Source organism: Natronosalvus halobius (assembly GCF_024138145.1).
GTDB classification, from domain to species: domain Archaea; phylum Halobacteriota; class Halobacteria; order Halobacteriales; family Natrialbaceae; genus Natronosalvus; species Natronosalvus halobius.
Genome location: NZ_CP099997.1, coordinates 1,189,125 through 1,211,707, shown reverse-complemented (window position 1 = coordinate 1,211,707; position 22,583 = coordinate 1,189,125). Strand labels below are relative to the sequence as shown.

The following is a 22,583-nucleotide window of genomic DNA, read 5'->3' as shown; positions in this document are numbered from 1 at the left end:
TCGTCCTTTCGGTGATCCCGTTAACGCCCCTGTCGCCCCTTCGTCTGTCGATAATCGGACGCCATCAGGTCGACGAAGTGCTCCAACCAGGCCTGGGTCTGGGCCCGGGTCTGGGCTGCGGGCTCGAGCATGGGCACGAGTTCGAAGCCGCGACCCCGGATCGTCGTCGCGTGGTGGGTCTCGATCTCGAGGTTGTCCGCGGCCGTGGTCGTGTACTCGGTGCCGATTTCGGTGAGCGCGCGCTGGCCCACGGGGACGATGATCTCGGGGTTGATCATGCGAATCTCGGCGTTGAGGTACGGTTCGCAGGTGACGATCTCCTCGTCCGTCGGCGGGCGCTCGGGGTCGCGACAGCGGGTCAACAGGGTAAGATAGACGTTGGCGAGTTCCGGTTCCTCGGGGTCGCTCACGCTCGCGCAGAGACCGAGTCGCTGGAGGATTCTGTAGAGGCCACCATTAGCCCCAACTTCACTCGTTCCACCGTCGTCACCGGCCCCGCGTTCGCCTTCGTCTTTGGAACCCGCCTCGAGGAACGGAATCCCGACCACGTCGGCCGGAGCGCTCGGTCGTTCGCCGACGAACAGGAAGTCCGCCCCTACGTCGCCGTAGCCGTGGACGACCTGCGTGCGCGGCGCACAGAGTTCCGGGCAGTTCTCGCAGTTCTCGTCCATGCCGAACGGGTTCGCCGTCGACAGCTGATTCGCGTCCACGGTCGTCTCTGGGCTGGCTGCTACAAAAACGACGCGCTCCGGTCCGTACGGTCCCTCCCCCACCCTCGACACTCCAGAGCCGAATCTCAGCGCCCGAGGCCGCCGCGTTCGTTGACCTCGAGGATGAACTTGACGTTCCGGACGATTTCCTCGGGCGAGGTGTCCTCGGTCTCGTCGTAGAGGTCGCTCGTCCGGTAGAGGATGTTCGCCAGTTGCTTGCTCTCGCTCGAGTCACTGCGCACGTCGTCGGCGATTTCCCGGAGCAGAGCCACGCGCTCGGAATCGGGCTCGAACTCGTCGTCGCTCATGGTTTCTCGGTGTACTCGTTCATGGATTCAGCGCTCCCCTCGCTCTCGTCCTCACCCTCGCTCATGCCCGCGTCCACCGGCGGCGTTCGCTCGGCAACCGACTCGGAGACGGCCCGCCGGTGGACGATGCCGGTGTTGTTCGCAACCGACGCGGTCAACTCACGGAAGGCCTCGCCGGTCTCGCTCTCCTCGTCCAGGACGGTCGGCCGTCCCTCGTCGCCACCCTCTCGGACCCGGGGATCGAGCGGGATCGAGCCGAGGAACGGCAGGTCGTGTGCCTCGGCGAACGCCGACCCGCCACCGGACCCGAAGATGTCGTGTTCGCCGTCGCAGTCGGGACAGACGAACGTGGCCATGTTCTCCGCGATGCCCAGGACGACGGTGTCGTGGCGGGCGAACATCTGGAGCCCCTTCCGGGCGTCGTCGAGGGCGACGTCCTGGGGGGTCGTCACGATCACCGACCCCGTCACCGGGATTGTCTGGAGCATCGTCAGCTGCGTGTCACCGGTCCCCGGCGGAAGGTCGATCACGAGGTAGTCGAGGTGACCCCACTCGACGTCCTCGGTTAGCTGGGTGATCACCTTGTGGACCATCGGGCCCCGCCAGATGACGGGGTCGTCCTCGCCGACGAGAAAGGCCATGCTCATCAGCTTTACGCCGTACTTCTCCGGCGGGACGAGCGTCTCGTCTTCGGTCGCCATCGGCGGCTCGTCCGCATCGACCATACGGGGTACGTTCGGGCCGTAGACGTCGGCGTCGAACAGGCCGACGCGGGCGCCCCGCCGGGAGAGTCCCGCCGCGAGGTTGACCGCGACGGTCGACTTCCCGACGCCGCCCTTCCCGGAGGCGACGGCGATCACGTTCTTGACGTTCGGGAGCACCTCGTCTCCGCTCGAGTCGTCGCGGTCTGGAATGCTCGCGGAGAGCTCCGGGTCGATCCCGTCCTCGGCGAGGGCGTCCCGGACGGCGCCAGCGATGGCGGTTTCGGTCGGCGAGTACGGCGCTCCAAGAGCGAGGTCGACGGCAACCTCGCCGTCCTCGCTAACGGTTACGTCGTTCACGAGGCCGAGCGTGACGATGTCGTCCCCCAGTTCCGGGTCCTCGACCGTTCGCAGACGGTCTCGGACGGCGGCTTCGTCCATACCTACTGGTGGCCGCTGGCGCTCGAAAAGCGTTGTGTTGTCTTCAGCAGGCATCGGCCTCGGGTGCTCGTCGCCCCCGTTCGAGGCTGCCGTCTCAGGTCCGAAAGTCGAACCGCGGCCCGCCGTAGGTGGGCGGTTCGGGTTCGAGTTCGACGCCGTGCTCGAATCGAACGAAGTTGAGGTAGTAGAGGCGGCCGCAGCCCTCGATTGCGTTCCCGTCGCGGTCGGTCACCGGTCCGTCCTCGCCGCAGCGAAAGGCGATGCCGCCCGCTGCCTCGCGAACCTCGAACGGGTCGGTTCGCGTCGCGTACTCCCAGCCAGGCTGGCGGACGGTCGTCACGGACCGATCCGCGAGGTCGGGGGCTCGCTCGAGGCTCACGACGGCGTCACAGTGCGGGCAGGTGTAGCGAACGGTGACGGTGTCGGTCATACCAACTTCCACGTCGCGGCGTGCCAAAAGCCGTGCGCCCGATTTCGGTCGGAACCGACGGCAGAACCAACCACCCGGAACACCTTTTGTGCTGACCGCAGTCTGCTCGAGTATGATCGACGAGACGGCCGAGGAGATCAAGGAAATGCAGACGCACAGTTCCTCGGTGGTAGCGATAAAGGCGACGCGCGCGCTGACGGACCTCCTCGAGCGGGAGTTCGCGACCGTCGAGGAGTACGTTCGCGACCTCGACCGAAACGCGACGGCCCTCCGCCGGGCCAACCCCTCCCACGCCTCGCTCCAGAACGCGGTCCGCGAGGTCGTCCACCAGGTCGAAGACGCCAACCCCGACACCGTCTCGGAGGCCAAGACGTTCACCGAGACGGCCATCGAGGACGTCGTCGCTCGCGTCGAGTCCGGGAAGACCCGAGCCGCCGAGAACGCCATCGAGTACCTATCAGACGGCGAGACGATCCTGACCCACGACTTCTCCTCGACAGTCATCGAGGCCCTCGAGCTGGCCACCGAGCGCGGGATGAGCTTCGATGTGTACGTCACCGAGGCCCGGCCGCGCTACATCGGTCGCAAGACGGCCCGGCGACTGGCGACGCTTCCGGGCCTCGACGTGACCCTGATCACCGACAGCGCCCACGGCCACTACCTGCCCGAGTGTACGCGCGTGCTCATCGGCATGGACTGCATCGTCGACGACTCCCTCTACAACCGTGTGGGGACCTTCCCCATCGCGTCGACGGCGGCCCAGCTCGAGGTGCCGGTCACGGTGCTCGGCTCCGCCGCGAAGATCGTCTCCGAGGGCTTCGCCTTCGAGAACGAGTACCGGACGCCCGTCGAGGTCATGGCCGAGCCGGCGGAGGGGTTCTCGATCGAGAATCCCGCATACGACGCGACCCCCGTCGCCCTCCTCGAGAGCGTGATCACGGACGAGGGGCGGAAGACGTTCTAATTCTACGGTGGGAAGCGATCGAGTTTGGAGTCGGTACCTCGGAACGAACGGACGGCGAGCGGGGGGGGGGGGCGAATGGAGATAAAGAAACGGGTGACGACCAGGGACGGCGAACGGGGATGGGGAGATTCAAGAGGCCCGCGCGTGCCATCTCGAGTAGATGCGCCACGATCACCTCATCACGAGTAAACACCTCACGCGGGAGGACATCGAGGCCGTCCTGGACCGGGCCGCCGAGATCGACGCCGATCCGGACGCCGTCGCCGGAAACCACGAGGGGACGCTTCTCGGCCTGCTCTTTTTCGAACCGAGCACTCGGACGAAAATGAGCTTCGAGACGGCAATGAAACGCCTCGGCGGGGACGTTGTCGACATGGGATCCGTCGAATCCTCGAGCGTCAAGAAAGGGGAGACGCTCGCCGACACCGTCCGCGTCATCGAGGGGTACGCCGACGCCATCGTCGTTCGCCACCCCAGTCAGGGCTCTGCGAAGATGGCGAGCGAGTTCGTCGACGTCCCGCTCATCAACGCCGGTGACGGGGCGGGCCACCACCCGACACAGACGCTTCTCGATCTCTACACGATTCGGGAAAACGCCGGCCTCGACGACCTCTCGATCGGCATCATGGGCGACCTGAAGTACGGACGGACGGTCCACTCGCTGGCCTACGCGCTGTCGAACTTCGACGCCCACCAGCACTTCATTAGCCCGGAGAGTCTGCAACTGCCGCGGGAGGTCGTCTACGACCTCCACCAGGAGGGGGCGTCCGTGCGCGAACACGAAAGCCTCGAGGAGGTCCTCGCCTCCCTGGACGTGCTCTACGTGACCCGTATCCAGCGCGAGCGGTTCCCGGACGAAAACGAGTACCAGCGAATCGCCGGCGAGTACCAGATCGACCTCGAGACGCTCGAGGGCGCGAGCGACGACCTCACCGTGATGCACCCGCTCCCGCGGGTCGACGAGATCGCGGCCGAGATCGACGACACCGACCACGCGGCGTACTTCGAACAGGCTCACAACGGGGTGCCGGTTCGAATGGCGCTCCTCGACAGCCTCCTCGGAGGTGACTCTCGATGAGCGATAATCACGATCACAGTCACGACCACGACCACGATCACGATCACGACCACGATCCCGACCACGACCACGAACTCCGCGTCAGCAAAATCAGAAACGGCACCGTCATCGACCACGTGCGGGCCGGCCAGGCGCTGAACGTCCTCGCAATCCTCGGGATCGACGGTAGCCAGGACGAGGAGGTCTCCGTCGGGATCAACGTTCCCTCCGATCGCCTCGCCCGCAAGGACATCGTGAAGGTCGAGGGCCGCGAGCTGAGCCAGGAGGAAGTCGATGTAATCTCGCTAATCGCGCCCGACGCGACGATCAACATCGTGCGAGACTACGAGGTGGCGAGTAAACATCGCGTCGAACGACCCGAGGAGGTCGAGGGCGTGCTCACCTGCCCGAACGCGACCTGTATCACGACCGAGAACGAACCCGTCACCTCTCGCTTCGACGTTCTCGAGGACGGGGTTCGCTGTTCGTACTGCGAAACGATTGTTCGCGACGAAATCGCCGACCTGATCGACTCGCGGTAGGTGACGAACGGATTTCTCGTCCGATTTCCGAGACTATCCAGAATCTCTAAGTGTTAGGCGATTGATTCTCTACTCGTACATGTCGCGTACGATCAAATTCCTGCTCGTCCTGGTCGCCGTCGTCGTTCTCTGGAAAGTCGTCTTCAGCACGTCCGAGGTCGACGTCGAGTACGAACCGACCGAGTAGATACGCACACCGAACGAATCAGAACCGCTTACCGTCTCGACGTCCTATCGCCGCCCATGTACGGCGTCGTGACGCGAAACCCCGACGAAGTCGCGTGGGACGACTTCGGCCGGGCATTCTACGAAGTCAAGGACGTGACCGGCCGGTCCGCCGAACCGCTCCCCGACGCAGTGAACATGGTCTCCTGTTTCGGCGACAACGCGGCGGCCGACGCCGACCCCTCGCTCGTCCCCGTCGACGACGAGGGCCGTCCCGCCACGCGAGACCGACCCTACTTCGACTGGGCCTACATCTGCCCCTCGCGAACCGAGTACCAGGAGGGGCTCTTCGAGATCATCGACGACTGCGTCGCCGTGAACGAGGACGTTCGACTCGACGACGTCGGCTTCCCGCGCCCGGAGTACTGTCGATGCGAAGTGTGCGAACGACGCTTCGCCGAGAGCGAGTTCGAGGACCGATTCGCCTGGCGGGCCGACGTCATCACCGAGTTCGTCGAGGCGGCGGCTGATCGCATCCCCGGTCGAGTCTACCTGACGCTGTATCCCGACCCCTATCCAGGACACCTCTCCGAGCGATCCGGGCTCGACATCGCGGCCCTCGAGCCTCACGTCGACGAGTTCGTCGTCCCCCTCTACGACATGGGGTACACGACGACCTACTGGCTGGAGACGATCGCCAGTGGGTTCGAGAGCGCGCTCGAGACGCCGTTCAGCATCGAACTCTACGCAGTGGACATCGACCTCGAAAACCTCTGTCGGGCGGCCGAGGTTGCCGGTCACTACGGCACCGACGTCATCTTCGGCTACGAGGCGGGCAACGCGCGGGCGGCGGTGCGACGTCTCCAGGCCGACCGACGCGAGGGGGTCTCTCACGGCGAACCCTGACACGGCGTCGGTCCCGCTCTGCTGGGGTGACGACGGTTGGTGCCAGGAACGGGAACCAGCACATACTATTTGACCGTGGGCCTCGAACACCCGACTTACAGCGATGTACGAGCGAATCCTCCTCCCCACCGATGGCAGCGAGACGACGGCTCGCGCCCTCGAGCACGCTATCGACCTCGCGAACCAGTACGATGCTGCGTTACACGTCCTCTACGTGATCGACAAGGCCGTCTTCGCGGGCGATGTCGAAACCGGTCCCATCGTCGAGCAGTTCGAGACCGTCGGCGACTCGGTCCTAGAGGACGTCTCCGGCGAGGCTGCCCGGGCTGGCGTCGAGCCGGTTATCACTACGCTCGAGCGCGGCAGTCCCCACACGAAGATTCTCGAGTACGCCGAAGGTCAGGGGATCGATATGATCGTGATGGGGACGCACGGGCGAACCGGGCTGGATCGGTACCTGATCGGGAGCGTGGCCGAGAAGGTGGTTCGACTCTCCGATGCGCCGGTGTTGACGGTCCGTCAGGCAGAAGACGTTTCGGGCGACGAGCGGTAACCGGTGGCGTCTCGGTGCTCGTGACTCGTTACTTGTTGTTAGTTATTCGTGACTCGTTACTTGTTGTTAGTTACTCGTTGCCCGTTACTCGTTACCTGTTAGTCGTTGCCCGTTACTCGTTACCTGTTAGTCGTTGCCCGTTACTCGTTACCTGTTAGCCGTTACCCTCGTTCCCATCGTTCGTTGGCCATTAGCCGTTACCCTCGTTGCTGTAACTCGTTATCCGTCACATCCATCGATAGTCACTCCTTGGCAGCATCGCCCGCCAGCTCCTCGAGCACCGTTTCAGCGTTTTCGACGGCCTGTGGCTTCTTCGCCGGATAGGCCTCGACTTTCGCGCGGAACGTGATCCCCTCGCCGAGTCGGACGTCCCCGCCGAACGCGGCTTGCTTGTCCAGTCGGAGAAACAGTTCGCAGTTGTCGGTGACGCGGTCGTCGAGTTCCGCAAGCAGTCGGTCGAACGTCTCGAGGTCGGTCAACTGGGCGAGAACGTGGCGGACGTCGTCGGCGTTTTCGACGCGGGCGGAGAGAACGAGGATACGGTCCCCATAGTGCCCCTCACTCTCGACGCGTTCGATCTCGAACTCCTCGGGGAGGAAGCGTCTCAGCGCCGCCTCGACGCGCTTGTCGTCTTCGGTGGCGTAACAGAACGTTCGCAAGTCGACGTAGTGAAGCGGAATCTGTGGCATCGGCGTGTCCTCGAGTCGAAGTCAGACGGGCAGTGGTGAGACGTGCTACTGGGGCAGGCAGATTACGCGGCGTCTTCGTCTTCGCTTTCGTCTTCGTTTTCGTCCTGGAGGGCGTCCTCGTCGTCGGCCACCTCGAGGGCGTCCTCCGGAACACCGGCCTCCTGGCCGTCCTCGAAGCTGATGGTGTAGGTCGTGTCGCCGAACATCGACTCCATCGTCTGGGTGACGGTGCCGGTTTCGCCGTCGAACTCGCTGTGCTTGTCGTGCAAGACGACGCGGTCGTCTTCGTCGAAGCTCATACCGGCTTTTCCCCGTCGTCGGGTAAAAAGGGCGTGATTCCTGCCAGCCCTGGCGAATCCGTTTGGAGAGCTGCGACTATCTGTCGATCCAGGCGTGTACCCACTCGTAGGCGGTACCGACGGCGACCGCGATTCCATAACACCCGAAGACGAATGGGATCCAGTAGACCCAGAACTCGAAGCGTGGCGCGAGCTTGTGGCCGATCGCTGTGCCGATGGTGTAAATGATGTAACCGGGAAGCGCGAGTGGGGAGAACAGGGCTGTCTTGAGCCAGCCGAGGCCGAACGGAACGACCAGGAGGAGAAACGTGCCGATGGTCACCGGGGCCGTCAGGATGCGTCGGGGGGTGGGGGTCATTGGGCCACCTCCGTGTCCGTGTCCGCGTCCGTCTCGAGCAGGCCGTGTAGCGCGAGAACGCGGGCCGCCGCCGCCCGCGTGAACGCGTTTTTCGTGGATCGGTCGAGCATGAAGCGGGTCGTCTCGAAGAGGTAAGCGGTCGACCCCAGTTCGTGCGCTGCCTTCTTGAACAGAAGCGGACTCGGTTGGGTGCTCTCCATGGCCACGAACCGGTGAGCGGGCATGTACCAGGGAACGAGGTCCTCGTTGAGGGACGCCGCGAGTTCGTCACCGTGGGCGTCAGGCGTGTGGAAAACCGCCTGGCCGACGTACCGGTCGTGGAGCCCGTAGATGCCGAGCGATCGGTGCAGATCGAGCACGACGTCGGGGTCGTGGCGTTCGACGGCGTCCCAGATGCCGCGAGCGAGGTCAGTTATCGGTTCGCGATCCAGCGGAAACATCCGGTTGAGATCCCCGTCGATGCCTTCTCGCTGTTCGTTCTCGACGGCGACGCGGTTCGCCTCGGGAACGACGACGACTGTCCCCGCCTCGGGGTTCCAGTCGACCATCTCGTTGGCGATGTCGATGCCGTTATACTCGTCGCCGTGGATCCCGCCGAACACCATCACCGTCGGGCCATCTTCCGACGCGTCGATTGCGTGCAGCGGCGTCTCGTGCTCGGTTCCGGGGAGGAGGCGCTCCGTCTCCCGTTCGACGTCGTCCGCCGCAGACGGCGCTCGAGCCGCCGAAACGAACGTATCATCACGCATCGTCTGACTCGCGGCGGCCGCGACCGTGACCACCCCAGCGGCGAGCGCCCCACCGGCGCCCAGGACCGTCCGTCGTTTCATCGTCCAGAACGATAACGTACTCCCTTAAGCGGGTTTCCATCGACGAGATCGACGTCAAAATAGATACACTTCGACGACCATCATCTCCAGTGCGAACGACCGATCGCGTTCTTACTGACCGAGTTCTTCGAGCAAGGTCTCGGCTGCTGCCCGGGAGGATTCCGGCCCGCGGCCCGTGATCAGGTCGCCGTCGACGATCACGTCCGTGTCGGCCCCGGCGTCGGCGTCCCAGTCGGCGCCGGCGGTAGTGACCTCGTCTTCGACCCAGTAGGGGAGCTTGCGGCCGTCGGGGAGCAGGTCTCGGTCGTCGACGATGTCTTCCTCCCAGTCGTTGGGGAACCCGGTGACCCGTCTCCCGTTGGCGACGAACGCGCCGTGGCTGTCGCGGGCGAACGCGAGTATACCGACGGCGTGGCAGACGACCAGGGCCTTCCCCTCGCCCTCCAGGATCGTTCTCAGGGCGCCTCGAGCGTGATGGTCCTGATTGATGTCCCACTCGGTGCCGTGCCCGCCCGGGAAGACGACTGCGTCGAAGTCCTCGGCGTGGACGTCCGCGATGGCCTCCGGATCGCGCAGTCGTTGGTCCGCCTCGTGGCGCTCCTGGACGCGTTCGGCGGTCTCCTCGCCGACCGTCTCGGGATCGATCGAGCGATCGTCGATCTCCGGCGGCCCGCCGGAGGGCGTCGCGATCGTCACCTCGACGCCCGCGTCTTCGAGCGTCTCGAGCGGGTCGATGCACTCCTCGCCCCAGTAGCCGTACTCGCTCACGACGAATAGTGCGGTTGCGTCCGTCATCGAGTGAATCGACGAGTGCCACGGGGGAGTATCCTCCCCTGTCGTGTGCAGGGGTTGCCCTCGAGCGCCCTGACGTCCCAGCGCTCCGGCGTCTTACCTCTCCGATGCCCAGCGCCCGGTTTCCTCCTTCTCCGACGCCCAGTTCCCCGACGTCTTGCCTCCCCGGCGTCCTGGTGCCCCAACGCCCAGTGCCCCGACGTCCCAGTATCCCGACATCCTGGTGCGCTCAACTATTCTGACGGTCACCTCGGCGTGCAGAGGACTTTTCGGTCCCGATGGCGTTACTCGAGACGACCATGTCACGACGTCCCAACCCACTGGACGACCTCGGTGCGTTCCTCGAGCGACTCGGCCGCGAGTTCACGGACGCGACCAGTTCGTGGAACCCCGAGTTCACCCCCAGAGGCGGCCTCGGTTGGTCGCTCCACGACCGTGAACCCAACGTCGACGTCGCCGACTACGGCCACGCGTTCGTCGTCAGCGCCGACGTCCCCGGCTACGACGCGGACGACCTCGAGATCCAGGTGTCAGCCGAGAGCCTGCAGATACGCGGCACTCGGGACCAGACGCGAGATCGAGACGATGCGAGCATCATCAGACACGAGCGGCAAGCCAGTTCTTTCAATCGGCGAGTGGCGTTTCCCGACCCGGTCGAGACCGCCGCCGTCGACGCGACGCTCAACAACGGCGTGCTGACGGTCACGCTCGCGAAACGCCAGCCAGCAGGCGAACCCAGGCGAATCGACATCGACTGAGCGACTCACTCCTCGGAACTGCGCTCGGAATCGAGATTCAGCGCCTCGAAAAACCGTCGCCGAACGCGGGTCCCGACGAACGCCAGCACGCTCTCGTTATCGCTGGCCTCGTCAGCGAACAGTCCCAGCCCAATTCGGCCGCCAGCCATGTCGTGGTGGCCGCCAACCGAACCGAACTCGCCGTAGGCTTCCTCGAGAACGTCACCGATGTTGATCCGCGGGTCGATCGACCGCCCGCTCAGTCGAACCGTCCCGTCGACGATGCCGTAGGTGAGCGTCGTGTTGACGCCCTCGATGTTGAGGAGGTAGTCCGCTGCCTGAGGAAGCGCGTCCGTCTCGACCGTTCGACCGACGCTCGCGATCACCGACGACCCACGGCGCTCGCGGGAGGTTATCGCCCGACCGATCGCGTCGATGGTCGCCGGCGAGAAGGCGCTGCCGTACAGCTGTTCGAGCGTCTCGAGGTCGGCCTCGGGGTACACCGCCAGCGCGGCTTCGTACTCCCGCTGGGTCGGCTCGCGGACGAAGTCCAGGCGCTCGCGGTGAAGCGCGAAGAGCAACGCGGATGCCAGTCGCGTCGTCAACGGGACCTCGAGTTCGTGGAGATACTCGACGAAGATCGTCGCCGTCGCCCCGTAGTCGGTTCGGACGTCGACGAACGCCGCGTCGCCGGATTCGCCGGGGTGGTGATCGACGATCACGTCCGGTTCGAACCGAACGTCGAGCGCCGTGTTCGCCGTCGGCATGGAGTGATCGACGAACGCGATACAGTCGTATTCGCCGATCTCGAGGTCCTCGAGCGGTTCTACGTCGACCTCGAGGCGGTTGACGAACGCCCGGTTTTGCTGGTGGGATATCTCGCCGCCGTAGGCGATGGCCGTCTCGGCGACGTCCTGGTCGGTCGCGATCGCTTCGAGTGCGAGCGCGCTCGCGAGCGTGTCCGGGTCGGGGTTGTCGTGACAGACGATCACGAGCGACGAACAGTCGGCGAGGACGTCCGCGAGGTCCGCTGCACGAGACATACCTGACGTATGAGGGGGAAACGCTTCAACGTCGCTACTGAATTCGATGTGTCGTCATCGAAACGAATACTGTCGGTCGGCATTCGACGTTTCTCCTGGAGCGGCGCGCTGTCGGTCGTCGTTTTTCGAACCGCCTCGTACGGGTGGTGGTGCGATCGACGCTGGCTATCACCCTCTCTGGATCTGTCGAATTCCCCGGCGCCAACGAAGCCGTCGAACCTAGCGAACCGAGCGAATCCAGCGACCCCTTCGAAGCCATTGGAGTCGTCGAATCTATCGAAGCCGTCGAACCCGTCGACGACATTCCGATACCACTTAGCGATGACGTCACGTAACTCGACTATGGACCAGCACGACTTCGTTCGACTCTCGCTGCTCGCCTTCGGACTCGTCGTCCTGAGCTTCGTCGTGCTCGGATTCAGTCGGATCGTCCTCCCGTCGTTCCAAATGGCCCAGACGGTCGCCGCCCCCATCGGCCTCGTCGGGTTCGCACTCGCCGTCTTCCTCTTCCTCCGAGCGACCGCCGCGGCGATCGGTATCGTGCCCATCGAGGAAGACGCCGACGCGGATGCAGAGGGGGACGCGTAAGTCGTAACCCCGGACGCGAACGCAACCGTTTTTCATCGCACGCGCGAATTTGCCGCTATGACTGCGTTCTCCGTCACCGAAATCGCCGACCTCGGCCTCGAGGCCCGGGCGGCCCTGTTCCAGCGCGACGCCGGAATCGATGCCGCCAGGAACGACGCCCGCGAGATCGTCGAGCGCGTCCGCGAAGAAGGCGACGTCGCTGTCCGGGAGTACTGTCGCGAGTTCGACGGCGTCGACGTCGGCAACCTCGAGATCACCGACCAGTGCGAGCGCGCCGTCCAGGACCTCTCGGACGACGTCCGCGACGCCATCGAAACCGCCATCGAGAACGTCCGCGAGTTCCACGAGGCCCAACTCCCCGAGGACTGGCGACACGAGTTCGACGACGGCCGCGAACTCGGCCGACGATTCCGGCCGCTCGAGCGCGTCGGCGTCTACGTCCCCGGCGGCACGGCCGCCTACCCCTCGAGCGCGATCATGGGTGTCGTCCCCGCCGTCGTCGCGGGCGTCGAGCACGTCTCCGTGGTGACGCCGCCAGCCGAGGAGATCAACCCGGTCACGCTCGCGACGATCCACCTCGCCGGAGCCGACGCCGTCTACAGCGTCGGCGGCGCCCAGGCCGTCGCCGCCCTGGCCTACGGGACCGAGAGCGTCACATCTGTCCAGAAGGTCGTCGGACCCGGCAACCGCTGGGTGACCGCCGCGAAAGCCGAGGTTCGCGACGAGGTGGAGATCGACTTCCTCGCGGGGCCGAGCGAGGTCGTCGTCGTCGCCGACGAGACCGCCAATCCCGACTACGTCGCCGCCGAACTCCTCGCCCAGGCCGAACACGACCCGAACGCCTCCGTCGTCGCCGTCACGGACGACGAGGCGACCGCCGAGGCCGTCGTCGACGCGCTCGAGGAATCGCTCCCTGAACGCGAGCGCGAGGAGACCATCCAGGAGGCACTCGAAAACGACGCCAGCGCCGTCTTGCTCGCCCGGTCGATGAGCGAGGCGATCCTCTTCACCGAGGAGTACGCCCCCGAACACCTCGCGATCGTCGCCGACGACGACGAGTCCATCCTGGAGCGCGTCGACAGCGCCGGGAGCGTCTTCCTCGGCCCGAACACCCCCGTCGCGGCGGGTGACTACGCTAGCGGCACCAACCACGTCCTCCCGACGAACGGCGGCGCAAAAGTCACGGGCGGCCTCTCGGTGGAGCACTTCCTCCGGGCCACGACGGTGCAACGGCTCTCCGGCGACGGACTCACGGAACTCGCGCCAACCATCACGACTCTCGCCGACGCAGAGGGCCTCGAGGCCCACGTCGAGAGCGTCCGCGTCCGTCTCGACGTCCAGGACGACGAGTGAGTTCCCCCTCCCTCGACGAGCGTCACAGTTAACACCGAGGCAGCCGTGGAGTGCAGTATGAGCACGGAGAGCGCAGACGGTGGATCCGCCAACCCACGAATCGAGGTGACCGAGACCGCCGCCGAGCGCGCCCTCGAGTTACTCGAGACCGAAGACTACGACACGACGGAGGCCGGACTCCGACTGTTCGTCCAGCAAGGCGGCTGTGCCGGCCTCTCCTACGGAATGCGATTCGACGAGAAACCGGAGGCCGACGACACGATCTACGAACACCACGACCTGCGGGTCTTCGTCGACCCCGCGAGTCTCAAGTACATCGAGGGCAGCGTCCTCGACTACGAGAGCGGCCTCCAGGCCGAGGGCTTCCACGTCGAAAACCCGAACGTCGTCAGCGAGTGTGGCTGCGGCGAGTCCTTCCGGACCTGATTACGCTACTCCTGGAGTTCGAACGCGACCGTCACTTCTGCCTGATACTGTCGATCCTCTACGGACGCAATTTCGACGCCCAGTTCGTCGACTTCGACCCAGTAGACGTTGTTCAGCGTCGACTCCGCCCGGTCGATGGCGTCGTCCGCTGCGGCGTCGAAGCTCTCCGTACTCGTTCCGATCAGGGTGATCTTCTTGAAGACCATTGCACGGCCCCCTACATCGGTCGTCGCCTTAAACGTACGCTGAGCACTGTTCGAATCCGAGCACGAGCCCGCCGCTGGTTCCCGCTTCTGGGCTCGATGTGAGCACTCGAGTTCCTATTTGGCGTCAGTGCTGGCGTCCTCGATGGTTCTGATGTTGTCTGAGCAGGTCGTCCAGGCGTCTGCTCGAGAAACGGGAGTTCGGCGGTGGCTCGACGAGTGCTGCAGCTCTTCAGTATGAAAACGATATGAATGGAAGCGGCGAGTCGGAGTTTCCAGCGGATCTCTCACGCCAGTACTGACCGAAACGCGGGCGGGCTTATCTGCCGTGTTCGGGATGGGTACGGGAGGTACCCCGCCGCTGTGGCCGCTCTAATGCCGATCGGCGGAATCGAACCGCCGCGAGGACGCCAGTATCGGTGGATGCTGAATGCGATATGAGTAGTCGGCGGCGAGCCGGGGTTCCCAGCGGGTCTCCCACGCCAGTACTGGCCGAAACGCGGGCGGGCTTAACTACCGTGTTCGGGATGGGTACGGGTGGTGCCCCGCCGCTCTGGCCGCCGTAATGCCGACTCGCGGAGTCGAACCGCGATTATACCGGGGTCGGTGTACGGTGTCTAAGATTCTCTGGTCGGTTGTGACCGTGGTGTACGTGTAGTCCAATTAGCGCCTGGACCCGTTCTTACGGGTTGATCCATGCGAAATGAATGGTGGCTTGATCTGTTAGTGCTCGCGGGCTCAACACCTCGTTGCCTCGGTGCGTACACCCCGAGTCTATCGAACTCGTCTTCTACGAGTGATCTCGGTGGTATCTCTTTTTCAGGTGGGTTTCGAGCTTAGATGCGTTCAGCTCTTACCCGTGGTGCGTCGCTGCCCGGCACGTGCCCTCTCGGACAGCCGGTACACGAGTGGCACCCATTCGGAGTTCCTCTCGTACTATACGAACGTTCCCGTCAGATACCGTAACACCCCCAATAGATAGCAGCCGACCTGTCTCACGACGGTCTAAACCAGCTCACGACCTCCTTTAATAGGCGAACAACCTCACCCTTGCCTGCTTCTGCACAGGCAGGATGGAGGGAACCGACATCGAGGTAGCAAGCCACCCGGTCGATATGTGCTCTTGCGGGTGACGACTCTGTTATCCCTAAGGTAGCTTTTCTGTCAGCAATTGCCCGCATTGGGCGGGCTAATTGGTTCGCTAGACCACGCTTTCGCGTCAGCGTCCGTTGTTGTGCCGGACACTGTCAGGCTTCCGTATGCTCTTGCGCTCTTTCTCGGGTCTCCGACCCGAGTGAGGAAACCTTGGGGCGCGCTCGATATCTTTTCAAGCGCGTACCGCCCCAGTCAAACTGCCCGGCTACCAGTGTCCTCCGCCAGGAGTGAGAGTCGCAGTCACCATCGGGTAGTATTTCAGTGATGCCTCGGTGGCCCGCTAGCGCGGGTACCTGTGTAGTGGCTCCTACCTATGCTGCACAATGGCGACCACGTCTCAGTGACAGCCTGCAGTAAAGCTCTATAGGGTCTTCGCTTCCCCTTGGGGGTCTCCAGACTCCGCACTGGAATGTACAGTTCACCGGGCCCAACGTTGGGACAGTGGCGTGGCGCTCTCATTGATCCATTCATGCAAGCCGCTACTAAAGCGGCAAGGTACTACGCTACCTTAAGAGGGTCATAGTTACCCCCGCCGTTAACAGGTCCTTCGTCCCCTTGTACGGGGTGTTCAGATACCTGCACTGGGCAGGATTCAGTGACCGTACGAGTCCTTACGGATTTGCGGTCACCTATGTTGTTACTAGACAGTTGGAGCGCCCGAGTCACTGCGACCTGCCACTTTCCGTGGCAGGCATCCCTTATTGCGAACGTACGGGACTAACTTGCCGAATTCCCTAACGTCGGTTGCTCCCGACAGACCTTGGCTTTCGCCGCCACGAGTACCTGTGTCGGATCTCGGTACGGACAGTGTGCTTGCCTTTTCACGGGCTCTGGGTTGACCTCTCTTGCGTTATCCAGCCATTCGACCGCTTCGTGCCATTACGGCTTCCACGGTCTTGGACTGTTCACCCGGGCGAAAGCCCGGGAGAGGCGGCCCCAAAGCGTCGGCTTTGAGTGCACACTGGCATAGGAATATTAACCTATTTCCCTTTTGTCAGCTTCGAATTGCGGGCTGACTTAGGACCGGCTAACCCTCAGCTGATTAGCATTGCTGAGGAACCCTTACTCGTTCGGCCGTCGGGGTTCTCACCCGACTAACGCTGCTACTATGACCAGAATTTTCGTTACTGCACGGTCCACACGAAATCTCTTCCGTGCTTCCACCCGAACAGTACGCCAACCTACGGAATCGTGCGGTGAGGCACGTCGCTAGGTCTCGGTGATGAACTTGAGCCCCGATCATTTTCGGCGCCGCAAACCTCGGCCGGTAAGCTGTTACGCTTTTCTTAGAGGGTAGCTGCTTCTAAGCTCACCTCCCGGCTGTCTAGGGCTTGCGACCACCTTCGATCGCACTTAGTCCATACTTGGGGACCTTAACCCAGCTCTGGGTTGTCTCCCTCACGGTACACAGGCTTACCCCGCGCACCGGACTCCCCGCGTCGACGGCGTTCGTAGGTTCGGAGTTGGACAGGGGGGCGAACTCCTCTCGGAGTCCGGTCCCCCAATCCGTCGCTCTACCCCACGAACTACCTCGGCGGAGGTCATGCTTCGACATGTTTCGGTTGGAACCAGCTGTTTCCGGATTCGATGGGCCTTTCACCCCTAGACATAGGTCACGCGAGGGTATTGTAGGACACCAACGCTAGCGGGCCTCCACGTGGCTTTCGCCACGCTTCACCCTGCCCATGCCTAGATCATCCGGTTTCGGGTCGTGCCCGCCTGACTCCCCGCGCTTGAACACGGTGACCCTGGTCGTAAGACTGCGGTCATATCGGTTTCCCTCTGCCTTCCCCGATACTCGGGTTAGACTCGTCAGACAGGCACACTCTCTGGTTCGTTTTTCAAAACGTACGACGGAACACCGGCTTCCCTCTCGGCTTACTACAGGTTCGCACCTGGTTCATTGTGAGAGGGACCTTGTATGCCCCGTCGCTCTATCGCCAACTGAGTTCACGCCCTATTGCACCTCCCTTTTTGGGGTGCTTTTCAGCGTTCGCTCACGCTACTTGTTCGCTATCGGTCTCGAGGAGTGTTTAGTCTTCGCGGTCAATGCCCGCGGTTTTCACGAGGGATTTCCAACCCCCGCTACTCTGGAGCTGACGCACACTTTAGTGATCGACGGTACGGGACTGTCACCCTGTTTCGTACCCTGTTCCAAGGGATTTCGCGTCGATGGTCAAGTGCTGAGAGTCAGTCCGAACACCACATTGCCCGTGAGGGCTTCGGTTTGGACTGTGTCGGGTTCACTCGCCGTTACTAACGACATCGCGGTTTGCTTTCTTTTCCTGTCGATACTAAGATGTTTCAATTCTCGACGTTCCCCATTGCGCTAAGCAATTGCAAGAGGATTCCTATTCGGAGATCTCGGGTTCTTCCCCTCCGTGCGGGTCCCCCGAGCTTATCGCAGCTTGGCACGTCCGTCATCGGCTCTCGAGCCGAGCGATCCACCAGTTGGCACAGTAGCCACGTTCTTTCGGATCGGTGCTGCACAGAATGCAGCGGTTGTGACCCGGGAACGGGTCCAGTGGACGCCTGGACTACACGTACATACGGTCTTCATCTGCCATCAGTAGACGGCTGGTGGCATCGACCCTTCCCACCCACGCTTGCGCGGGGTGGTGCATCAGTTTTGCTTACGGATTATATTCTCTTTCGGTCACGTACTTAAGGGCACGGATTCGACTTCGCCTGGTGACTCCCCCACACGACTGCCACTGGCATGGAGTTCACTCGAGCCGAGACGTACTCCGGGAGCGCTCGAGAGCCCGAGCCACAGATTCGCCGGGGAGTGAACGCTTTTGGTGGTTCCCACACCACTCTCTGCCATGCCACCAGCTAGCGACGACTCGAGCGCACCGAATGTCGGCGAACTGACGCCGCCGACGCGAACCCTGATGGGACCGGGGCCGAGCGACGTGCATCCGCGCGTGCTCCGGGCGATGAGTACCCCTCTCGTCGGACACCTCGACCCCTCGTTCATCGAGATCATGAACGATGTGCAGGAATTACTCCGGTACGCCTTCCGGACGGACAACCAGTGGACGATCCCCGTCTCGGGAACCGGCTCGGCCTCGATGGAGGCCGCGATCGGCAACGTCGTCGAGCCGGGAGACACGATGCTCGTTCCGACCAACGGCTACTTCGGCGGGCGCATGGCGTCGATGGCTCGCCGTGCGGGCGGCGAGGTCGTCGAGGTCGACGCGCCGTGGGGCGAACCGCTCGATCCGTCCGCGGTCTCGGACGCGCTCGCGGAACACGACCCCGACGTGTTCGGATTCGTCCACGCGGAAACGAGCACAGGCGTTCGCCAGCCGAACGTCCCCGAACTCACCGCGGCGGCCCACGACCACGACGCACTCGTGATCACCGACACGGTGACCTCGCTCGGCGGCGTCGAACTCCGCGTCGACGACTGGGACATCGACGTGGCCTACTCCGGCCCGCAGAAGTGTCTCTCCTGTCCGCCAGGGGCCAGTCCGCTCACCCTCTCCGACGAGGCGATGGAGAAGGTTCTCTCGCGCGAGGAACCATCCCGGTCGTGGTACCTCGACCTCTCCCTGCTCGAGGGCTACTGGGGCGACGAACGCGCCTATCACCATACGGCCCCGATCACCAACGTCTACTCGATCCGGGAGGCCCTCCGGCTGGTCGCCGAAGAGGGAATCGAGAACCGCTGGGAGCGCCACCGACGACTCGCGGGCGCGCTCAAGGCCGGCGCCGAGGGGATGGGCCTCGAGATGAACCCGGACGACGAGTACTGGCTCCCGAGCCTCAACGCCGTCCGGGTTCCGGAGGGGATCGACGACGGCGAGGTCTGTGACGAACTCCTTGAGCGCTACGACCTCGAGATCGCGGGCGGCCTGGGCGACCTCGCCGGCGAAATATTCCGCATCGGCTGTATGGGCTACTCCGCATGTCCAGAGAACGTCACGCTTCTCGTGGCCGCGCTGGGCGACGTGCTCGACGATCTCGGTGCGAACGTCGATCCGGACGGCGGCGTCGCTGCGTGTCGTGAGGCCCTCCGATAAGTGAGTGCGGGGACTGTCGTTAGACAGTTACTTTCGGTCCTGGCGGTGCGCGTTCGACCTGATAATCTTCGCCGTCGGCGGCGATGATGGCCCACTCGTAGCCCGTATCGAGACTCTCGAGTCGAACCTCGAGGTCGTCTACGTCACCGGGTTCGGTGACGAAACAGTGAAATTGTCCCGAGCATCGTGGAAGCTGTTCGACGTCGGAGACGGCGTTGACGTGAACGACTTTCCACGCCCGTTCTGCGCGGAAATCCGGTCCGTTGCCCTCGACCGTGTAGCCGAGTTCTGCGAAGATCGACCTGGCCTGCTCGACGAGTCGCATGTTAACAGGACCCATTCAGACGAAGATACACTGGACACCATGATAAACGTTTGCACGGCGACAATCTCGAAGGACGTCGATACCTCAACTGCTACGTCAACTATTCCTGGTAATTACTCGTGGGCGGCGTCCCACTCGGTCGGTTTTCGGAGGTTGCCACACCGGTTACACAGGATGCGCCCCATCGGATCCATCGCGTTGTCGATCGATTCGCAATTCGAACAGAACCAGCCGTAGCGACGCCTCCGCTCGCGGCTCTCGTAGGCGACTAGGAACGGTCCCTTGGATCCGCGGTCGCCGTCGGTCGTCTCGACGTAGACCGTGTCTCCATCGTCGGTAGCCACCGCTTGCATACCGCCTGCTACGGAATCGGCGGGTAAATGACTGTCCTTCCGGGTCTCAGGTCGACCGTTCCCGGTAGGTGCCGAGCACCTCCTCGAGAACCAGACACTCCTGGTCGGTCGGTTCGTAGTGCCTGTCGATGAAGTCCTCGGCGTCTTCGTAGTTCCCGCGAAGCCCGTACTTTCGGACGGTGATGAGCGCGTCCAGGAAGAACGTCCCGCCGTCTGCGCCCACCTCCTCGGTTCGAGCCGGTCGGTCGATGTTCAACTCGCTCTTGATCTCGTCGAAGTTGAACGTCTCGACCTCGTGGTCTGGGTTGATCAGGGTCAGCACGTACTCCGCGGAGAACCGGTAGAACTCCGATTTACTCTCGAACATACCGTCGTCGACGAGGTTGTCGATGGCTTCGACGACGTCGTCGGGATATCTGACGGTATCTTTTGCCATACCTTCCAACTCACTGCTACGACAGCATTATTGTTGCGGGAACAATCTAATAAATGACATAAATACTCTCGAACGCGAAATTCGAGGTTCGGGCGCGGAGATCCGAGACTCGAGACTCGTATCGACGCTCGTAACGGCGCGAACATTTTAGGGGTCTCCGTGGCTCTCTTCGGACGACGACAGGGAGACCCACGTGTATTCTGGACTCATCTTCGAATCGCTGCCGTGGTGGATCGCCGCGCCACTGTTACAGCTCGGTATCCTCGTCTTCGGGATGGCTCTCGACGAGACCTACGTCAATCGGGCGACGGTGCTGACGGGAGCGATCGCTCTCTACACCCACTCGGTCATCGCAGGCGGGGTCTGGATGCCGGTCGGGCTCTACCTCGATATCGGCGTCGTGATCGGCGCGTACGGCCTCTACGCCTACGTGGTCGACGCCTACGTCGCCAACTGGTTTCGGGTCGCCGCCTTCTTCGTCTACTCGCCGCTGTCGGTCTTCCTGGTCATCCTCCTTCCGGACGTCGTCTTTCCGCTGGCGCTCGTCCTGGCCGGGTACGCCAACCTCCAGTTGATGGCGACTCTCGATCCCACCGAACCCTACTATTTCGGGCCGGATTCGCCCGACGAGTTCGAGGAGGTCGTGGCTGTGGCGGACGACGGTGGCGAGGACAGAGGCGAGGACGCTGATGAACCGGAGACTGAACCGAACGTCTCGGGCGAGGACTCAGGCGTCGACCTCCCTGGCACGGAACCGACTCCCACCGGTGGGGATTCGGACGAACGCGGAATTTTACCCGAGTTCATGCGTCGGTTGTAGCCCGCGGCGACTCGTTCGCAAGCTGGACCAAAAGCGACCGTTCAGCCCTCGAAGCCGTCTTCGAACACGAACGCCCCGTCTCGCTGCACGACGTACACCCACCTTTTGTCTCACTCGTCACTTCGTGCCTCGCTCGCAAAATCTGGACCAAAAAGCGGCTGTTCAGCCCTCGAACCCGTCCTCGAACACGAACGCCCCGTCTCGCTGCACGACCTCGCCGTCCACTTCGATGAACGAATCCTCGCTCATGTCGACGATCATGTCCATGTGAACGGAACTGTCGTTTCGCTCGTTGCCCTCGCCGACCGTCTCCTCGTAGGCGCGGCCCACTGCCATGTGGACCGTATCGCCCATCTTCTCGTCGAACAGCATGTTGTAGGTGAACTCGGTGATGTCGCGATTCATCCCGATGCCGAGTTCGCCAAGCCGGCGGGCCCCGTCGTCGGTCTCGAGCACCGTCGAGAGCACCTCCTCGTTCTTCTCGGCCGCGTGGGAGACGACTTCGCCGTCCTCGAACTCGAGGTACACGTCCGTGATCTCTCGCCCCTGGGCCATCAGCGGCTTGTCGAAGAGCACCTCGCCCTCGACGCTGTCGGGGACGGGCGCGGTGAACACCTCGCCGCCAGGCAGGTTCTTCTCCGCGTAGTCGTTGAGCGTCGGGTTCCCCGCGACCGACATCGCCACGTCCGTCGTGTCGCCGCTCACGATGTGAACCTCGTCGGCGGGATCGAGGATCTCGACCAGCTGCTGCTGGAACTCCCGCTGGGCGTCCCAGTCTCTGGTGATCGCACCCCAGACGAACTCCTCGTAGGCCTCGGTGCTCATCTCCGCGTCCTGGGCGTTCCCCGGGGCGGGGTACTGGGTGCCGACCCAGCGCTTGCCCATGACTTCGTCCTGGATGGGCTTGTAGGCCTGCCCGAACGCTGCGGTGACTTCGGGGTCGACGTCGCTCGTCTCGTAAGTGTTCTCCGAGGCGCGGATCGAGATGAAGACGTCCGTCTCCTCGGCGGCCGCGAGGACGTGGCTGGGGCACTCGAGGTCCTCGGGATCGACGGCTCGCCGGTAGGCGCGGCTGGCGGCGCTGTTCGACGCGCTGAGCGATGGGTGGGCGCCGCGCTCGCCGAGCAGTTCGTGAATCGCCACGACGAGGTCCTGGGCGATAGGCGGTGCGCTGATTCTGACGTTGTCGCCTTTCTGTACGTCGACGGAGTGGTCGACAATGATTTCGGCGTGTTCGCGGATGCGTGGGTCCATACCCGCTAGTCGTGAAATCCCGTCAAGAAACTTTATCATTTGGTTGACGAGGGCAACGTTAGAGGTCGGTTCCCGACTCGCTCCTCGAGTTTGAATCGACGCTCGATTGGACACGCC

General features: G+C 63.4%; 25 protein-coding genes, 3 rRNA genes and 1 pseudogene. 11 read left to right on the top strand and 18 right to left on the bottom strand.

Annotated features, from left to right (window positions below):
- Window positions 1-20 precede the first annotated feature (20 nt).
- From NGM15_RS05890 to NGM15_RS05875, 4 genes and pseudogenes are all read right to left on the bottom strand, one after another.
- Window positions 21-710, bottom strand: a complete 690-nt coding sequence (locus NGM15_RS05890; RefSeq protein ID WP_253436518.1) for a uracil-DNA glycosylase — start codon at window positions 708-710, stop codon at window positions 21-23.
- An 86-nt stretch (window positions 711-796) separates the two neighbouring features.
- Window positions 797-1,018 (bottom strand): DUF7976 family protein, encoded by a 222-nt coding sequence (locus tag NGM15_RS05885; RefSeq protein WP_253436514.1) that lies wholly within the window; start codon window positions 1,016-1,018, stop codon window positions 797-799.
- Between the two features lie 98 nt (window positions 1,019-1,116).
- Window positions 1,117-2,160 (bottom strand): annotated as a pseudogene (locus NGM15_RS05880) (Mrp/NBP35 family ATP-binding protein); the annotation flags it as partial.
- Window positions 2,161-2,254: 94 nt separating this feature from the next.
- A complete protein-coding gene (locus NGM15_RS05875) occupies window positions 2,255-2,590 on the bottom strand; it encodes a DUF7969 family protein (protein ID WP_253436512.1) in 336 nt (111 codons plus the stop codon).
- A gap of 112 nt (window positions 2,591-2,702) precedes the next feature.
- Between NGM15_RS05875 and NGM15_RS05870 the strand changes: the two genes are divergently transcribed.
- From NGM15_RS05870 to NGM15_RS05850, 5 genes are all read left to right on the top strand, one after another.
- Window positions 2,703-3,554, top strand: coding sequence for an eIF2B alpha/beta/delta subunit family protein (locus NGM15_RS05870; RefSeq protein ID WP_253436509.1), 852 nt, complete (start codon window positions 2,703-2,705; stop codon window positions 3,552-3,554).
- A gap of 160 nt (window positions 3,555-3,714) precedes the next feature.
- Window positions 3,715-4,632, top strand: coding sequence for an aspartate carbamoyltransferase (gene pyrB / locus NGM15_RS05865; protein ID WP_253436506.1), 918 nt, complete (start codon window positions 3,715-3,717; stop codon window positions 4,630-4,632).
- On the top strand, window positions 4,629-5,153 hold the full coding sequence (gene pyrI, locus NGM15_RS05860; RefSeq protein WP_253436503.1) for an aspartate carbamoyltransferase regulatory subunit: 525 nt from the start codon (window positions 4,629-4,631) through the stop codon (window positions 5,151-5,153). The genes pyrB and pyrI overlap by 4 nt, the downstream gene beginning before the upstream one ends.
- 243 nt (window positions 5,154-5,396) lie before the next feature.
- Window positions 5,397-6,224 carry a hypothetical protein gene (locus tag NGM15_RS05855; protein WP_253436500.1) on the top strand — a complete coding sequence of 276 codons (828 nt, stop codon included), beginning with the start codon at window positions 5,397-5,399 and terminating at the stop codon, window positions 6,222-6,224.
- Between the two features lie 103 nt (window positions 6,225-6,327).
- Window positions 6,328-6,777, top strand: a complete 450-nt coding sequence (locus NGM15_RS05850) for a universal stress protein (protein ID WP_253436497.1) — start codon at window positions 6,328-6,330, stop codon at window positions 6,775-6,777.
- A gap of 242 nt (window positions 6,778-7,019) precedes the next feature.
- Here NGM15_RS05850 and NGM15_RS05845 read toward each other — a convergent pair whose 3' ends face one another.
- From NGM15_RS05845 to NGM15_RS05825, 5 genes are all read right to left on the bottom strand, one after another.
- A complete protein-coding gene (locus NGM15_RS05845) occupies window positions 7,020-7,466 on the bottom strand; it encodes an RNA-binding protein (protein ID WP_253436494.1) in 447 nt (148 codons plus the stop codon).
- Window positions 7,467-7,528: 62 nt separating this feature from the next.
- Window positions 7,529-7,765, bottom strand: coding sequence for a DUF1918 domain-containing protein (locus NGM15_RS05840; RefSeq protein WP_253436491.1), 237 nt, complete (start codon window positions 7,763-7,765; stop codon window positions 7,529-7,531).
- Between the two features lie 76 nt (window positions 7,766-7,841).
- Window positions 7,842-8,123, bottom strand: coding sequence for a hypothetical protein (locus NGM15_RS05835; protein WP_253436488.1), 282 nt, complete (start codon window positions 8,121-8,123; stop codon window positions 7,842-7,844).
- Window positions 8,120-8,953, bottom strand: a complete 834-nt coding sequence (locus NGM15_RS05830; RefSeq protein WP_253436485.1) for a succinylglutamate desuccinylase/aspartoacylase family protein — start codon at window positions 8,951-8,953, stop codon at window positions 8,120-8,122. The genes NGM15_RS05835 and NGM15_RS05830 overlap by 4 nt, the downstream gene beginning before the upstream one ends.
- Window positions 8,954-9,064: 111 nt before the next feature.
- The gene (locus NGM15_RS05825; protein ID WP_253436483.1) at window positions 9,065-9,748 is read right to left on the bottom strand and encodes a type 1 glutamine amidotransferase domain-containing protein; all 684 of its coding nucleotides are present in this window, start codon (window positions 9,746-9,748) and stop codon (window positions 9,065-9,067) included.
- A gap of 296 nt (window positions 9,749-10,044) precedes the next feature.
- On the opposite strand from NGM15_RS05825, the gene NGM15_RS05820 reads away from it, so the two are divergent.
- Window positions 10,045-10,503, top strand: coding sequence for an Hsp20/alpha crystallin family protein (locus tag NGM15_RS05820; RefSeq protein WP_253436481.1), 459 nt, complete (start codon window positions 10,045-10,047; stop codon window positions 10,501-10,503).
- Between the two features lie 5 nt (window positions 10,504-10,508).
- Here the strand turns inward: NGM15_RS05820 and NGM15_RS05815 are convergent, their stop codons facing one another.
- Window positions 10,509-11,525 carry a DHH family phosphoesterase gene (locus NGM15_RS05815; protein WP_253436479.1) on the bottom strand — a complete coding sequence of 339 codons (1,017 nt, stop codon included), beginning with the start codon at window positions 11,523-11,525 and terminating at the stop codon, window positions 10,509-10,511.
- A gap of 342 nt (window positions 11,526-11,867) precedes the next feature.
- Between NGM15_RS05815 and NGM15_RS05810 the strand changes: the two genes are divergently transcribed.
- The 3 genes from NGM15_RS05810 to NGM15_RS05800 are packed head-to-tail and all read left to right on the top strand — an operon-like array spanning window position 11,868 to window position 13,892.
- On the top strand, window positions 11,868-12,113 hold the full coding sequence (locus NGM15_RS05810; protein WP_253436476.1) for a hypothetical protein: 246 nt from the start codon (window positions 11,868-11,870) through the stop codon (window positions 12,111-12,113).
- Window positions 12,114-12,170: 57 nt separating this feature from the next.
- Window positions 12,171-13,466: a histidinol dehydrogenase gene (gene hisD / locus NGM15_RS05805; protein ID WP_253436473.1), complete on the top strand. Its 1,296-nt coding sequence runs from the start codon at window positions 12,171-12,173 to the stop codon at window positions 13,464-13,466.
- Window positions 13,467-13,523: 57 nt separating this feature from the next.
- On the top strand, window positions 13,524-13,892 hold the full coding sequence (locus tag NGM15_RS05800) for a HesB/IscA family protein (protein WP_253436470.1): 369 nt from the start codon (window positions 13,524-13,526) through the stop codon (window positions 13,890-13,892).
- Between the two features lie 5 nt (window positions 13,893-13,897).
- On the opposite strand, the gene NGM15_RS05795 is transcribed toward NGM15_RS05800, so the two are convergent.
- The 4 genes from NGM15_RS05795 to NGM15_RS05780 form a co-directional block, all read right to left on the bottom strand.
- On the bottom strand, window positions 13,898-14,098 hold the full coding sequence (locus NGM15_RS05795; protein ID WP_253436468.1) for a dodecin: 201 nt from the start codon (window positions 14,096-14,098) through the stop codon (window positions 13,898-13,900).
- Window positions 14,099-14,348: 250 nt separating this feature from the next.
- Window positions 14,349-14,470: ribosomal RNA gene (gene rrf / locus NGM15_RS05790) — 5S ribosomal RNA — on the bottom strand.
- Window positions 14,471-14,538: 68 nt separating this feature from the next.
- Window positions 14,539-14,660: ribosomal RNA gene (gene rrf / locus NGM15_RS05785) — 5S ribosomal RNA — on the bottom strand.
- A gap of 140 nt (window positions 14,661-14,800) precedes the next feature.
- A 23S ribosomal RNA gene (locus NGM15_RS05780) occupies window positions 14,801-17,722 on the bottom strand.
- 353 nt (window positions 17,723-18,075) lie between these two features.
- On the opposite strand from NGM15_RS05780, the gene NGM15_RS05775 reads away from it, so the two are divergent.
- On the top strand, window positions 18,076-19,278 hold the full coding sequence (locus tag NGM15_RS05775; RefSeq protein ID WP_253436465.1) for a pyridoxal-phosphate-dependent aminotransferase family protein: 1,203 nt from the start codon (window positions 18,076-18,078) through the stop codon (window positions 19,276-19,278).
- Between the two features lie 19 nt (window positions 19,279-19,297).
- Here NGM15_RS05775 and NGM15_RS05770 read toward each other — a convergent pair whose 3' ends face one another.
- The 3 genes from NGM15_RS05770 to NGM15_RS05760 form a co-directional block, all read right to left on the bottom strand.
- The gene (locus NGM15_RS05770) at window positions 19,298-19,603 is read right to left on the bottom strand and encodes a DUF7116 family protein (RefSeq protein ID WP_253438271.1); all 306 of its coding nucleotides are present in this window, start codon (window positions 19,601-19,603) and stop codon (window positions 19,298-19,300) included.
- 113 nt (window positions 19,604-19,716) lie between these two features.
- Window positions 19,717-19,956: a DUF5816 domain-containing protein gene (locus NGM15_RS05765; protein WP_253436462.1), complete on the bottom strand. Its 240-nt coding sequence runs from the start codon at window positions 19,954-19,956 to the stop codon at window positions 19,717-19,719.
- A 46-nt stretch (window positions 19,957-20,002) separates the two neighbouring features.
- Window positions 20,003-20,392 (bottom strand): ribbon-helix-helix domain-containing protein, encoded by a 390-nt coding sequence (locus NGM15_RS05760; protein WP_253436459.1) that lies wholly within the window; start codon window positions 20,390-20,392, stop codon window positions 20,003-20,005.
- A gap of 193 nt (window positions 20,393-20,585) precedes the next feature.
- On the opposite strand from NGM15_RS05760, the gene NGM15_RS05755 reads away from it, so the two are divergent.
- On the top strand, window positions 20,586-21,212 hold the full coding sequence (locus NGM15_RS05755) for a hypothetical protein (RefSeq protein ID WP_253436457.1): 627 nt from the start codon (window positions 20,586-20,588) through the stop codon (window positions 21,210-21,212).
- Between the two features lie 162 nt (window positions 21,213-21,374).
- Here the strand turns inward: NGM15_RS05755 and NGM15_RS05750 are convergent, their stop codons facing one another.
- Entirely contained in the window at window positions 21,375-22,466 is a 1,092-nt protein-coding gene (locus NGM15_RS05750; RefSeq protein ID WP_253436454.1) for an aminopeptidase, read from the bottom strand.
- Between the last annotated feature and the right edge of the window lie 117 nt (window positions 22,467-22,583).

What these genes read in the sequence shown, in the direction of transcription:
- NGM15_RS05885 (WP_253436514.1), bottom strand. Translation starts at nt 1,018, where the DNA reads ATGAGCGACGACGAGTTCGAGCCCGATTCCGAGCGCGTGGCTCTGCTC.
- NGM15_RS05875 (WP_253436512.1), bottom strand. Translation starts at nt 2,590, where the DNA reads ATGACCGACACCGTCACCGTTCGCTACACCTGCCCGCACTGTGACGCC.
- NGM15_RS05870 (WP_253436509.1), top strand. Translation starts at nt 2,703, where the DNA reads ATGATCGACGAGACGGCCGAGGAGATCAAGGAAATGCAGACGCACAGT.
- pyrB (WP_253436506.1), top strand. Translation starts at nt 3,715, where the DNA reads ATGCGCCACGATCACCTCATCACGAGTAAACACCTCACGCGGGAGGAC.
- pyrI (WP_253436503.1), top strand. Translation starts at nt 4,629, where the DNA reads ATGAGCGATAATCACGATCACAGTCACGACCACGACCACGATCACGAT.
- NGM15_RS05855 (WP_253436500.1), top strand. Translation starts at nt 5,397, where the DNA reads ATGTACGGCGTCGTGACGCGAAACCCCGACGAAGTCGCGTGGGACGAC.
- NGM15_RS05850 (WP_253436497.1), top strand. Translation starts at nt 6,328, where the DNA reads ATGTACGAGCGAATCCTCCTCCCCACCGATGGCAGCGAGACGACGGCT.
- NGM15_RS05845 (WP_253436494.1), bottom strand. Translation starts at nt 7,466, where the DNA reads ATGCCACAGATTCCGCTTCACTACGTCGACTTGCGAACGTTCTGTTAC.
- NGM15_RS05840 (WP_253436491.1), bottom strand. Translation starts at nt 7,765, where the DNA reads ATGAGCTTCGACGAAGACGACCGCGTCGTCTTGCACGACAAGCACAGC.
- NGM15_RS05835 (WP_253436488.1), bottom strand. Translation starts at nt 8,123, where the DNA reads ATGACCCCCACCCCCCGACGCATCCTGACGGCCCCGGTGACCATCGGC.
- NGM15_RS05830 (WP_253436485.1), bottom strand. Translation starts at nt 8,953, where the DNA reads ATGAAACGACGGACGGTCCTGGGCGCCGGTGGGGCGCTCGCCGCTGGG.
- NGM15_RS05825 (WP_253436483.1), bottom strand. Translation starts at nt 9,748, where the DNA reads ATGACGGACGCAACCGCACTATTCGTCGTGAGCGAGTACGGCTACTGG.
- NGM15_RS05820 (WP_253436481.1), top strand. Translation starts at nt 10,045, where the DNA reads ATGTCACGACGTCCCAACCCACTGGACGACCTCGGTGCGTTCCTCGAG.
- NGM15_RS05815 (WP_253436479.1), bottom strand. Translation starts at nt 11,525, where the DNA reads ATGTCTCGTGCAGCGGACCTCGCGGACGTCCTCGCCGACTGTTCGTCG.
- NGM15_RS05810 (WP_253436476.1), top strand. Translation starts at nt 11,868, where the DNA reads ATGGACCAGCACGACTTCGTTCGACTCTCGCTGCTCGCCTTCGGACTC.
- hisD (WP_253436473.1), top strand. Translation starts at nt 12,171, where the DNA reads ATGACTGCGTTCTCCGTCACCGAAATCGCCGACCTCGGCCTCGAGGCC.
- NGM15_RS05800 (WP_253436470.1), top strand. Translation starts at nt 13,524, where the DNA reads ATGAGCACGGAGAGCGCAGACGGTGGATCCGCCAACCCACGAATCGAG.
- NGM15_RS05795 (WP_253436468.1), bottom strand. Translation starts at nt 14,098, where the DNA reads ATGGTCTTCAAGAAGATCACCCTGATCGGAACGAGTACGGAGAGCTTC.
- NGM15_RS05775 (WP_253436465.1), top strand. Translation starts at nt 18,076, where the DNA reads ATGCCACCAGCTAGCGACGACTCGAGCGCACCGAATGTCGGCGAACTG.
- NGM15_RS05770 (WP_253438271.1), bottom strand. Translation starts at nt 19,603, where the DNA reads ATGCGACTCGTCGAGCAGGCCAGGTCGATCTTCGCAGAACTCGGCTAC.
- NGM15_RS05765 (WP_253436462.1), bottom strand. Translation starts at nt 19,956, where the DNA reads ATGCAAGCGGTGGCTACCGACGATGGAGACACGGTCTACGTCGAGACG.
- NGM15_RS05760 (WP_253436459.1), bottom strand. Translation starts at nt 20,392, where the DNA reads ATGGCAAAAGATACCGTCAGATATCCCGACGACGTCGTCGAAGCCATC.
- NGM15_RS05750 (WP_253436454.1), bottom strand. Translation starts at nt 22,466, where the DNA reads ATGGACCCACGCATCCGCGAACACGCCGAAATCATTGTCGACCACTCC.